This is a genomic window from Cyanobium sp. BA20m-p-22 (assembly GCF_024346275.1).
GTDB lineage: Bacteria > Cyanobacteriota > Cyanobacteriia > PCC-6307 > Cyanobiaceae > Cyanobium_A.
In genome coordinates, this window is sequence record NZ_JAGQCQ010000084.1 from 1 (window position 1) to 11596 (window position 11596).

Annotated in this window: 10 protein-coding genes; 4 read left to right on the top strand and 6 right to left on the bottom strand. The window is 63.1% G+C overall.

What is annotated here, in order from left to right; genetic code table 11:
- From KBZ15_RS09045 to rppA, 3 genes are all read right to left on the bottom strand, one after another.
- A partial coding sequence (locus tag KBZ15_RS09045; protein WP_255014861.1) for a tryptophan-rich sensory protein occupies positions 1-204 on the bottom strand: 204 nt, incomplete at its 3' end.
- Positions 205-484: 280 nt separating this feature from the next.
- Entirely contained in the window at positions 485-1822 is a 1338-nt protein-coding gene (locus KBZ15_RS09050) for a cell wall metabolism sensor histidine kinase WalK (RefSeq protein WP_255014862.1), read from the bottom strand.
- A 50-nt stretch (positions 1823-1872) separates the two neighbouring features.
- Positions 1873-2613, bottom strand: coding sequence for a two-component system response regulator RppA (gene rppA, locus KBZ15_RS09055; protein WP_255014870.1), 741 nt, complete (start codon positions 2611-2613; stop codon positions 1873-1875).
- Between the two features lie 76 nt (positions 2614-2689).
- On the opposite strand from rppA, the gene KBZ15_RS09060 reads away from it, so the two are divergent.
- Genes KBZ15_RS09060 through KBZ15_RS09070 form a run of 3 tightly spaced genes read left to right on the top strand, consistent with a single transcriptional unit; the run spans position 2690 to position 7510 of the window.
- Positions 2690-3268, top strand: a complete 579-nt coding sequence (locus KBZ15_RS09060; RefSeq protein WP_255014863.1) for a hypothetical protein — start codon at positions 2690-2692, stop codon at positions 3266-3268.
- A complete protein-coding gene (locus KBZ15_RS09065) occupies positions 3261-6392 on the top strand; it encodes an efflux RND transporter permease subunit (protein ID WP_255014864.1) in 3132 nt (1043 codons plus the stop codon). The genes KBZ15_RS09060 and KBZ15_RS09065 overlap by 8 nt, the downstream gene beginning before the upstream one ends.
- A complete protein-coding gene (locus tag KBZ15_RS09070; RefSeq protein WP_255014865.1) occupies positions 6389-7510 on the top strand; it encodes an efflux RND transporter periplasmic adaptor subunit in 1122 nt (373 codons plus the stop codon). Before KBZ15_RS09065 ends, KBZ15_RS09070 begins: the two co-directional genes overlap by 4 nt.
- A 43-nt stretch (positions 7511-7553) precedes the next feature.
- Here KBZ15_RS09070 and KBZ15_RS09075 read toward each other — a convergent pair whose 3' ends face one another.
- The 3 genes from KBZ15_RS09075 to KBZ15_RS09085 form a co-directional block, all read right to left on the bottom strand.
- On the bottom strand, positions 7554-7883 hold the full coding sequence (locus KBZ15_RS09075) for a hypothetical protein (protein WP_255014866.1): 330 nt from the start codon (positions 7881-7883) through the stop codon (positions 7554-7556).
- Positions 7884-8058: 175 nt separating this feature from the next.
- Positions 8059-8217 (bottom strand): hypothetical protein, encoded by a 159-nt coding sequence (locus KBZ15_RS09080; RefSeq protein ID WP_255014867.1) that lies wholly within the window; start codon positions 8215-8217, stop codon positions 8059-8061.
- 161 nt (positions 8218-8378) lie between these two features.
- On the bottom strand, positions 8379-10898 hold the full coding sequence (locus tag KBZ15_RS09085) for a ligase-associated DNA damage response DEXH box helicase (protein WP_255014868.1): 2520 nt from the start codon (positions 10896-10898) through the stop codon (positions 8379-8381).
- A 408-nt stretch (positions 10899-11306) separates the two neighbouring features.
- On the opposite strand from KBZ15_RS09085, the gene KBZ15_RS09090 reads away from it, so the two are divergent.
- Positions 11307-11596: DUF1643 domain-containing protein (locus KBZ15_RS09090; protein ID WP_255014869.1), on the top strand; the 290-nt coding region annotated here is incomplete at its 3' end.

Genomic DNA, 11596 nt, shown 5'->3' on the forward strand with positions numbered 1-11596 from the left:
CCAGCTCCAGCTGGCGTTCCAGCACAACAGCGCCGAAGCATAAAAACATGCATAGATGCTGATCCAGATAAGTGGGATCAAACCCTCAAAAGTGAGCCAGGCTGGGCGCCTTAGCCGCAGAAACCAATCGAACTGCTGCCTGCTCGGGTTGATTGCCAGACCCACCCCGACCATCACCACAAGGATCAACAGAGCGGCAACCATCAATTTTGTGGCAGGTCTCCCCAGCCTGGCGGGGGGAGGGTTGGCAGATCGGTTACTGACATCAATTTCATAGGCAGGCCTGAAGCTGCCTGAAATAGCCATGAACTAGATCAATTGACGGGCTCGTAGGCTATGACTATAAAATTTACTGACATCTTACTAGCCCTAGCAGAAGAGATGAGCTTGCCAATAGCGCCAATTTGATCGCCGACCTGCATATCCACAATCAATAGGGCCGGGCATTCACCAAAGCCCAATTTATGGCCCAAGCCAGCTCAAATCAATCAGCGCTTGGCAGCGTCACACAGAAGCAGCTCCCAGCCCCAGAGTTTGATTGCACTGGATTCGATTGCGCTGGATTGCATTGCACACTGATCCCACCGCCGTGGCGACGAGCAATGGCCTGGGCAATCGCCAATCCCAGGCCCGTCCCCCTCTGACTGCGGGAGCGGGCTGGATCCAGGCGGGTAAAACGATCAAAAATTTGTTGCCTCTGGGCCGCTGGAATACCTGGGCCGCTGTCATGGATGGAGAGCTTGATCTCCCGGCCCCGCTGCTCCAGGCTTACTTCGATTCGGCCGCCTATCGGACTGTGCTGAATCGCGTTGCTGACCAGGTTGATCAGTAAACGGCCCAATTCCGCCTCGTTGCCCAGCACCCTGGCAGGGCTCATCCACCGCTTCTGCTCCAGGCTTACCTGGGCTTCGGCAGCCGCCTCACCGCACTCCTCCAGAACGTCGGCGCTGATTTCGGCCAGGTTGCACACCTGCTTCTGGCTCTGGGGAAAGGGTCGCTCCAGGTTGGCCAGCAAGAGCAGGTCAGCAATCAGCTGTTGGAGGCGCCGGCCCTGGCCCAGGACCCGATCCAGGCTCGTCGCTGTTCGGCTCGCAGGTAGCTCGGCAATGGTGCTGCGTTCGGCCTCCACCAGGGCCAGCAGGTTGGCGAGGGGAGTGCGCAACTCATGGGCCACATCGGCACTGAATTGCTCCTGACGCCGGTAGGCCTCTACCAGCGGAGCCATGGCCAACCCCGCCAGCCACCAGCTGGCCAGGGCCATCACCAGCATCGCCAGGGAGAAAACGGCGTGGCCAAGCCACCACAACCGATCCGCCTCGGCATCTAGCTCGGCCAGGCTACGGGAGACCTGCAGATAGCCCCAAATCGCTTCACCAGGAGCTTGGGCGTGGTGAAGATGGATCGTGTAGGTGCCCCAGGGCCCGGCGGCCCGATCGCCGGCCAGAACCAAACCCGTCTGCCCCGGTTCCGTTTCCAGGGGCATGGTGCCGGGGGAGCGGGCAATCAGGCCGCCGTGGAGATCCAGCACCCGCAGCTTGAATCGATCTGGATCGGAGGCGCTGATGCCATGGCGATGGATCAGATCCGCCGGCGGACGGCAGGGCTCCCGCACCGGGCAGAGGCCGGGCAGCACCGCAGCGATGTTGAGGGAGGCCGGTCCGTATTCGGGCAGGGAGGGCCTGAGGCTGTCATGCAGGGTGCCGGCGATGGTCTCCAACTCCCGCTGGATGGCCCCCTGCTTGGTTTGCAGCAGCAGCCGCCCCATGGCCCAGCCGGCCCCATAGAGCAAGCTGCCCATCACCAGCAGTGACAGGCCGGCCAAGCGCAGGCGCGCGCGCCAGAGCAACCCGGGCACTGGGGAACGTTTAGGCGTCACTGCTGCTGGACTGGCTGGGTCACTTGCTGCTGGGCTGGCTGGGTCGCTGGAGGAGATCCGAATCGATAGCCCCGGGTCGGCACGGTTTCAATTGGTGAGGGCAGGCCATGGTCCGCAAACTTGCGCCGCAACAGCCGCACCTGGGCCGCCACCACATTGCTCACCGGATCCTGATGCAGGTTCCAGAGTTGGTTGCGCAGCCGCGAACCCGGAATGATCTGGCCGGGGTGCTCATGGAAATAGCCCAGTAACTGGCGCTCCTTGGCCGAGAGCTCCACCCAAACGTCACCACTTACGGTGTGTACACGCAACCTGCCAGTGGCGGGGTCGAGGCGGTAACAGCCGGCCTCCAGCTGGGGCTCGCGATAATCCGGGGGACGGCGCCGCAGGGCCCGGATCCGCGCCAGCAGCTCCTCCATGGCGAAGGGTTTGCTGAGGTAATCATCGGCACCGGCGTCGAGGCCCTCTACTCGATCGGTCGTTGCAAAGCGGGCGCTGAGCAACAGCAGGGGCAGGCCCAGCCCAGCGGCCCGGGCCCGCCGGCAGAGTTCGATGCCGCTGAGATCCGGCAGCATCCAATCGAGGATCGCCAGGTCGTAGTTGGCCAGCTCACCGGTCAGCAGGGTCCAGCCCTCCAGGCCCCCTGGGCAGTGATCCACCACATGGCCCTGGCGCTGCAGCACCTCCTGGATGGCTGCGGCCAAGGGTGCCTCGTCTTCCACCAGCAGGATCCGCAATGGCATGGGATTTCACCTGGTTTTCATCCCGGCTGGGCCATCCTGCGCCCATCCGTTGATCCTGTGGGTCTTGCCCATGCGAATCCTGCGACTTGCAGCCCGTGCCAGCCTCTCGGCGGCAACCCTGCTGGCCATCGCCACGGCGGCTCCGGCGGCCCTGGCCCACGCCGGTCACGGCGATGAGTTCAAGCCCCAGGGGGATGCCCGCCAGGGGCGCAGCCAGGCCGAGAGCGATGCACTACTCGGGGTGGCGACGGCCAGGCCCGCCCAGGGCTCCGACGGCCTCACGGTGCCGTCAATGGCGCTGGTGGATGCCAACGGCAGGCCCCTGCTGTTCGTGCAGATGGAGAAGACCTACGACCCTGTCTACGTAGAGACCGGCGCCAGCCAGGGCGACCGGGTTGTGGTGAGCGGGGGAATCGATCCCACCGATGAGGTGGTGATCACCGGCGCCCTTTCGCTCTACGCCGAGTCGCTGAAATCCCAGCCGGCCGAGCCGGCAGCCGAAACCAAAACCCCAGCGGCGGCGGCGGCTGCAGTAACTAAGCCGGAAGCAGGCGGCAGCCTGCCCGTGCCAGCCCTGGCGGCTGGAGCTGTTGTGGTGCTTGGCGGCGGGGCCATCTGGCTGGCTCGCCGCCACAAGAGCGATGCTTGAGCGGCTGCTCAACACCACGCTCCGTTTTTCGATCGCCCGCCGCTGGCTGATCGTGGCCGCAGCGATCGTCATCAGCATCTGGGGCCTGCTGGCCGTGAGCAAGATGCCGCTGGATGTGTTTCCGCCGTTCGCCCCACCCCAGGTGGACGTGCAGACCAGCGCCGCTGGCCTTTCGCCCGAGGAGGTCGAGACGCGAATCACCTTGCCGATCGAATCGGCCGTGAATGGCATCCCGGGGGTGGAGACCGTGCGCTCCTCCTCGAAGGCAGGCCTGTCGATGGTGCAGGTGGTGTTCCAGCAGAACGCCGACATCTATCGCGCCCGCCAAGTAGTGGCCGAACGAATCCAACAGGTCAGTGCCCAGCTGCCCGCTAGTGCTGGTGCGCCAGAGCTCTCGCCGCTGGTCTCCCCCCTGGGCACGATCCTTCAGGTCGCCTTCACCGTGAACGGCGATGGCGTCACTTCGCTGATGGATCTGCAGCAGTTGGTGCTGCGCTCCTACCGCCAGTCAATCCTCGCGGTGCCGGGGGTGGCCCAGGTGACGATCTATGGCGGCGATGAGCAGCAATTTCAGGTGCTGCTCGACCCACAGGAGTTGCAGGTTCAGAACGTTTCGCTTAGAGCAGTGATGGAGGGCGTTGGTTCGGCCATGGCCACCAGCCCAGGCGGCTTCCTGATCGGTGGGGGCCAGGAACGGCTGATTCGCCCCCTGACCCAGATCACGCAGGTGAAAGATCTGGCCGAGGCGGCGGTGCGCAATGAGCAGGGTCAACCGGTGCTGCTCTCCACGCTGGGCGAGGTGAGGCTCGGTGCGGCTCTTAAGCGGGGCGACGCCAGCTTCAACGGGAAGCCGGCCGTGGTGCTGATGGTGACAAAACAGCCGGATGTCGACACCCCAACGGTGACCCGGGCGGTGGAGCAACGCCTGGCCGAACTCAACCGCACCCTGCCGGCGGATGTGCAGATCCAGCAGACCTTTCGCCAAAGCAACTTCATCGACAGCGCGATCCGAAATGTCAGCTCAGCCATGGTTGAAGGCGTGGTAATCGTCTCGGCCGTGATCGTGCTGTTTTTGATGAACTGGCGTGGAGTTGCGATCAGCCTCAGCGCGATTCCGCTGTCAATCCTGATAGGCCTGATGTTGATGAATGCCTTGGGCCTCGGCATCAACACCATGACCTTGGGAGGGCTGGTGGTGGCGATCGGCTCAGTGGTTGACGATGCGATCGTAGATATGGAGAACTGCTATCGGGGCCTGCGCGAAAACCAGGCCTCCTGTAATCCAAGGAATCCCTTGCAGATTGTCTTTGAAACCTCCGTGGAAGTGCGCCAGCCGGTGCTCTTTTCAAGCTTGATTATTATTGTAGTATTTGCTCCAATCTTTTCGCTTTCCGGCGTAGAGGGGCGCATATTTGCGCCAATGGGGCTGGCCTACCTATTTTCGATTGCAGCCTCTTCACTAGTTGCTCTCACGCTGATTCCTGCTCTTTGCGCCATCTTGTTGGCGCCGGTGCAGCTGCCCGAGGAGAGCACCTGGCTGACCAATCAGGCCGAGCGCTTTTACAGGCCGATTCTCGACCTTGCGCTGGCCGCACCGCGGCGTGTGCTGGTCATCGCTCTGGCCATGGTGGTGGCCACCACTTTGATCCTGCCGGCGTTGGGGCGGGTCTTCTTGCCTGAATTCCGAGAAAAGTCTCTGGTCAACTCGATGGTGCTCTACCCGGGGGTGTCCCTGGAGATGACCAACCGGGCTGGCTTAACCCTCACCCGTTCGCTGCAGAACAACCCCCTGTTCGACTGGGTGCAGGTGCGCACGGGCCGGGCTCCCGGGGATGCAGACGGGGCTGGCGTGAACCTGGCCCATGTGGATGTGGAACTGAGCGATGAGGCGATGGCCAATCGGCCCGCTGCCATTGCCGAGCTGCGCCAGGCCTTCCTCCGGCTTCCCGGCGTGGCTCCCAACATTGGTGGATTCATCTCGCACCGCATGGATGAGGTGCTCTCGGGTGTGCGCAGCGCCATCGCCATCAAGATCTACGGCACCGATCTGGGGGAATTGCGCCGCATCGGCGAGACCGTTGAGAGGGCGATCAAGCCGATCGATGGGGTGGTGGATCTACAGCTCGAGCCCCAACTGCCCATCCCCCAGGTGCAGATTCACATCGACCGCCCTCTGGCATCCGCCCTGGGGCTGACGGTGGAAGAGCTGTCGGAGGCGGTGGAAATCGCCCTCAACGGCAAGGTGGTGGGCCACGTGGTGGACGGCGGAGTGCGCAGCGATGTGCTGGTTCAGCTCCAGGAGAACGGTCGCCAGAACCTCGATGCAATTCGATCAGTGCCGGTAGCGTTTGCCAACGGCATGACTGTGCCGCTGGGGAGCGTCGCCTGGATCGAGGAAGGACTGGGCTCCAATGTCGTCAACCGGGAAGACGTATCCCGCTTGATCGTGGTGTCGTGCAACGTCAGCGGCCGGGCCCTCGGCAGCGTGGTGAAGGACATCCAGCGCACCATTGCTCGCGAGGTGCGCCTGCCCCAGGGATACACGATTAGGTATGGCGGTCAATTCGAATCAGAACAACGGGCAACAGCCAGTCTCGTCTTCTACAGCCTCGTCGCCGCCATCGTGGTGGCCGTGCTGATGGTGGCCTCAGTGAAGTCGCTGCCTGCCACCGTGGCGATCATGCTCAACCTGCCGTTGGCATTAGTGGGCGGTGTTCTGGCCGTGTTGTTGACAGGCGGGGTTTTATCGGTGGCCTCCCTGATCGGCTTCATCACCCTGTTTGGTGTCGCCGTGCGCAACGGCCTGCTGTTGGTGGACAACTACAACCGCCGCCATGCCGCTGGTCAGCCGTTGGAAGAGGTGATCCGAGAGGGAAGTTTGGAGCGCCTCAACGCAATCTTGATGACGGCCCTCTCCTCCGCCCTCGGCGCCCTGCCCCTGGCGCTGGCGTTCGGGGCTGGCAATGAAATTCTCCAGCCCCTTGCGATCGTGGTGCTCGGCGGCCTGATCACTTCTACCGCCCTGACCCTGCTGGTGGTTCCGGCGCTCTATGCCCGCTTTGGCCTCTGGCTATTGCCCCCTGCCAGTGCCATCTCCCCTTCCCCTGCCGTGTCCCAGCCATGAAAGGGCTAGTCGGTGTGGCAATTGCAGGATCTTTGCTGCTGGGAGTTGGCCTGGGGCGCCTCAGCGGCCGGCTTTCGCCAGCTCCCCCAGAAGTGCCCCCAGGGCGCATCGAACCCAAAGACAGGATCACGCTCAGTGAGGAGCAATTACGGCGCTCCGGGCTAAGCATCATTCGCCCCGAACGCAGCACGGGAACCGAACGGCCGATTTCGGGCTTTGTCGAAGCTGCTGTTGGGGCCCGCTCGAGCGCGGCCATGCCCGTGGCGGGAAGGTTGGTGAGGCTGCTGGTGGCTCCCGGGATGGCCGTGCGCGCCGGTGAGGTGATTGCTGAGGTGCGAAGCCCGGAAGCTGCGGTGGTGCAGGCGGAGGCTGGGGCTGCTCAGGCAACGGCCCAATCGCTGGCCTATCAATACCGCCTGGCAATACCAATGGCTCGCCAGGGTGCCCTCTCGGCGCAGGAACTGGAGAGCCGCCGCATTGCCAGTGTGACTGCTGCCAGCAGTGCCCGGGCGACGGCGGCCAAGGCAGCGGCGATCGGTCAACCGGATGCCAGGGGAGGGCTGCTGATCAGGAGCCCCAGCAGCGGGCAGGTCACCGCGGTGAAGGCCTACCCGGGCGCCGTGCTGCGGGAGGGGGAGGAAGTGGCCCAAATCAGCGATGCCCGTGGCAGCGAAATGCGTTTCATGGTGTCTCCCCTGCTGGCCGCCGATCTGAAGAGCGGCCAGTTGCTGCGGGTGAAAGCAGGTGCGCAGGAGCTGCGGGCTCGTGTGGTCGCAGTGGCCGCCGACGGGGATGGCGGCAGGAGGTTCACCGTGGTGCGCGCCCAGGCGGTGGATGGCCCCATGCCACCGGCAGGCACAGCGGTAACTGCCTTTTTGCTGGTTGCTTCAGCAGAGCAGCGCTTCACGGTTCCGGCCGAGGCTGTGCAGATGGTCAAGGGCACCCCGGTGGTGTTCCGGTACCAGCGAGGCGGCGCAGAGCCGATGCCAGTGGTGATCGGCAAGCAGTCGGGCGGCCGGGTAGAAATTGCCCAGGGCCTGCGTGGCGGGGAAAGACTTCTCAGTGGCAACACCGGGCCGCTGAGCCTGGCCATCAGCAGGGAAGAGCCGCTGAATTAACAGCAAACATAGAATTAGCTGGATTGACTGGATTGACTGGAGCTCAGGCGTTTTCATCGACGCTGCCCTGGGCATTGCCCTCCACTTTGCCGAAGACATGGCCCCATATGTCGCCCTTTACATCTCCCCAAACACTGCCCTCAATATTGCCATTGACATTCCCTAAAACGTGGCGTCCTACGTTGGCGCCAACGTCGCGACCCACATACCCCTCCACGCTCCCCTCCACATCTCCATAGATATCACCTTGAACACTGCCCTGGATATTCCCCTTAACGTCACCCCATACATTTGCGTTAACCTGTAAAATCCGCAGTTTTCCATCCACAAGGCCAAACGTGACAAGCTTATTAATCTCTTCAATCTCAGACATGGGCTTGGTTGATAAAATCAATAAGCCATCCTAACCCCGCCCTGACACAAGGGCGCCGGGGGCTCCGCAGAAATGACCATTACGACTAATTAATATGTGTGCCGCATTACAGACAAGCAGCCCGAGGGCTAGCCAGGGTGCATCCAATAGATAGCTGGGTATGTGGATGCAGATTTCAACCAGCCTGGGCGCTGACCTGGAGGTTGGGCGTTGCTACCGCCTGATTGATGGCGGCTGTGAGCCTCACCGGGAACTCGATGCCCATTACAGCAGCCTTGATGAGGCCATCGCAGATGCCATTGCCTGGGTTGAGCCAATCGCTGAAAGCAATCACCAGGGCCCGCTGATAGGCGTGGAGGTATCAACAACAAGGGGGGAATGGCGCACCTGCCGCATACCCGGCCCCTTGCTCTGCCCGCTCCCGCGTTAGTCAACCGCCGCCAGAACGCCATGTTGGCGGTCCTGCTGGTGCTGGTTGGGGCTGAGTTTCCCTAGCTAGGAGCCAGGAGGGCCACCTTCGGCGCGCTCAGCTTCCTGGCGCAAGCGCTCCAGGCGCTGCAGCAGGGACTCATTGGTCATCCGGTTGTTGAGGCGCTCGGCCAGCAAGGGAAAGGCCAGGGGGCCGGGCCGAGGAGTGCGCTCCAGCTGCAGGGTGCACCTCCGCAGGCGCTGCAGGGCGACGGTGATCCGGGGCAGATCCAGCTGTTCGCTGAGCACTTCCGATCTGGCCTGGGCCAAGAGGCGGTTTCCGGGTTCGTGGCGGCTGAATACGTCGTAGAGCAGGGCGGCACTGATCTGGAGTTGGCCGCCAGATTTGGCCTGGCCGGGAAAGCCGTTCAGCACCAAGCCACTGATCTGGGCAATGGCGCGGAAACGCCTTCGGCAGAGTTCTGAAAGGTTGATTGCCTGCTCCAGATCGTCCTTGAGGTTGGCGGCGGCTAGCAGTTCTTCGGCATGCAGCTCAAACAGCTCTTCAAATGGGTAGTTTTTCGGGGCCAGCAGTTCAAAGCCGTAGTCATTCACCGACACCGTGATCGTGCTGGCCTGGTGGCGGGCCAGGCGCCAGGCCCAGAGAAAACCCAGGCCCTCGTGCACAAAGCGCCCTTCAAATGGATAGGCATAGAGGTGGCTGCCCTCGCGGCTGTTGCACACCTCCACCAGCAATTCGTGCTGCCTTGGCAGCCGGGAGAGCTGCACCTGGCGCTGCAGCAGGGGCTCGAGGGCCACAAGTTCGGGGCTATCGAGCTTGGCTTCCCCGGCTAGGGCGCGGGCGCAACGATCCACCTCGGCGCGCAGGTGGCGGCTGAGTAGGTCGGAGAGGGCCATCTGGCCGCCTGCCCAGGCGGGCACGGTGTTGCTTTTTTTAGAGCTGGCCTTCACCTGGGCGGTCATCTCCCGCAGGCGCACAAACTCCAGCTGCCGGCCCGCGAAGAAGAACACATCGCCGGCCTTGAGCCGGCCGATGAAGGCCTCTTCCACATGGCCGAGCACGGCGCCGCGCACAAAGCGCACGGTTACGGCCCGGTCGGCGGTGATGGTGCCGATGTGCAGGCGATGCATCCGGGCGATCGCCTTTTCCTTTACCAGCAGGCGGCCGTCTTCGCGCTCGAGCTTGCGGTAGCGCGGATAGGCGCCGAGGCAGTCGCCGCCGTGCTCGAGGAAGCGCAGGCACCATTGCCAGTCGCTATCGCTGAGCTGGCGGTAGCTCCAGGCGCTGCGGACCGTTGCCAGTGCCTGGGCCGGTTCGAATCCCGGGCCGCAGGCCAGGCTGGTGAGGTGCTGGAGCAGCACGTCGATCGGGGCGTTTGGCTGCCTCCTTTCCTCCACCAAGCCAGCGGCCAGGCCGCGCCGCAGGGCGCTGAGCTCCAGCAATTCGAGGGCATGGGTGGGCATGAACAGCACCTGGGAGGTGCCGCCGGGGTTGTGGGCGCTGCGGCCAGCTCGCTGCAGCAGCCGGGCCACATTTTTAGCTGAGCCGATCTGCACCACCCGCTCCACCGGCTGGAAATCAACGCCCAGATCGAGGGAGCTGGTGCACACAACCCAACGCAGATCACCTACTTTCACCCCGGCTTCGATCGCTTCGCGCTCGGCCCGGTCGATGGCGCTGTGGTGCAGGGCCAGGGCGCCCTCCATCTCAGGGCAGGCGTAGCGGAGGCACTGGTGCCAGCGCTCGGCCTGGTTGCGGGTGTTGGTGAACAGCAGGGTGGAGACGCCCGGCTCCAGGGCCGCCACCAGATCCTCATGGCGCCGCAGCCCGAGGTGGCCGGCCCAGGGAAAGCCATCGATCGACTCGGGCAGGAGGCTACGGATCTCCGTTGCCCGGGCAATCGGTGCGGTGATTAGGCGGGGTTCGCTGGCTGGGGCACCTGCGGCACCCGTACCGACGGCGCTACGGGCCGCCTCGTCGAGATTGCCAATCGTGGCGCTGATCGCCCAGGTGCGCAGGGCCGGCCGCTGGCTGCGCAGCCAGCTCAAGCAGAGCTCGGTTTGGCTGCCCCGCTTGCTGCCCAGCAACTCGTGCCACTCATCGATCACCACCGTCCGAAGGCCGGCAAATAGGGCAGGGGCCTTGGGGTTGGCGAGCAGCAGGCTGAGCGATTCCGGCGTGGTGATCAGGATCTCGGGCGGGCTGCGCAGCTGCTTGCCGCGCTCGTAGCTGGAAGTGTCGCCATTGCGGATGGCCACCCGTAGGGGCCAACCCATCGCCGCGATCGGCTGCTGGATCGCCAGGGCCAGATCCCGGCTCAGGGCCCGCAGGGGGGTGAGGTAGAGCAGGCGCAGGCCGGGGCTGGGCTCGGCCAGGAAGTCGGCAATTGGACCCATCACGGCGGCATAGGTTTTGCCCGAGCCGGTGGGCACCTGGATCAGGCCGCTCTCGCCGGCCAAGTAGGCCCGCCAGCACTGGCGTTGGAACGGCAGAGGCGTCCAGCCCTGACGCTCAAACCAGGCTTCGATCGGGGCGAGCAGCGTGCTGGGGGAATCCGATCGCCTGGTCTGGCCCACCGGGGTCATAAGTGCACAGGGTAAACCTAATCACCGGGGGGGTGATGGTGCTGGGAGGGCCGCCCTTGGCGCGGAATTGCTTGCCGCTGCGGCTCTGGTGCACCCCATGGTGGGGTGAGTTGCAAGGTGAGTGAATTGCTGCTAATTGGCGTGGCCTTATAAGAACATGCAGGCACGATGGGCGCCTTGGAGACCAGAAGTAGGCTTTTGTAAGCAGGGCTTTGATGCCAGCTAAGGCTTTATTTTTCCCGAGTTCATAAAACGAAAGTAGCCATGTTAGAATATACGCGAGCAGGACTCTTGGTCAATCATTCGTTCGACGTTCGCGATGATTGGACTAATGGTGCTGCCTTTTCGGTTTGCCGGACGTGGCGGTATGCATTGTGGCGTCGATGGAATACTGGACTAAGTTGCGAGATGGTCGCATTCGTTGGACTGAATCCATCATACGCAGATGAATCAATCAACGACCCAACCATTCGACGTTGCATAAATTTTGCGAAAGACTGGGGATTCGAGGGGATATATATGCTCAATGCGTATGCCTTTCGTGCAACTGATCCACGCGACATGAAAGCAGCAAGCAATCCAGTTGGACCAAAAAATGATCAATTGCTTCGGTATTACAGCAGCAAAGCGATTGCAATCGTTGCCTGTTGGGGTGCCCACTGCGAGCCAAAGTGCGAAGTCGTGGTTTGCGAAGTGAT